Annotated in this window: 1 protein-coding gene; it reads left to right on the plus strand. The window is 46.4% G+C overall.

Annotated elements, in window-relative coordinates; genetic code table 11:
• On the plus strand, window positions 1-573 hold a 573-nt coding region (gene mraY / locus R7044_RS26985), incomplete at both ends, for a phospho-N-acetylmuramoyl-pentapeptide-transferase (protein WP_225456201.1).

Below are 573 nucleotides of genomic sequence, written 5' to 3' on the forward strand. Positions count from 1 at the left end.
GGTATCATGATTTTGGCGGCTATTTCGATCACGATTCTATTGTGGACTGATTTATCCAACCCTTATGTTTGGGCGGTACTGACGGTATTGCTAGGTTATGGCGCCGTTGGCTTTGTCGATGATTATCGTAAAGTGGTGCGTAAAAACACCGATGGTTTGATCGCGCGTTGGAAGTATTTCTGGCAGTCTTTGATCGCATTTGTTGTGGCATTTGCTCTATATGCTTATGGTAAAGACACAGCAGCGACGCAGCTTGTCGTGCCATTCTTTAAAGACGTGATGCCACAGCTTGGTCTGATGTACATCATTCTGACTTACTTCGTGATTGTTGGCACCAGTAATGCGGTAAACCTCACTGATGGTTTAGATGGTTTGGCTATCATGCCGACGGTACTGGTTGCTGCAGGTTTTGCCGTTATCGCTTGGGCGACAGGTAACGTTAACTTTTCTGAATATCTGCACATCCCATATCTACCGCACGCCTCTGAGCTTGTTGTGGTATGTACGGCGATTGTGGGCGCGGGTCTTGGATTCTTATGGTTCAACACCTATCCAGCACAAGTATTTATGGGT

The organism is Vibrio sp. 1402 (genome assembly GCF_033340275.1).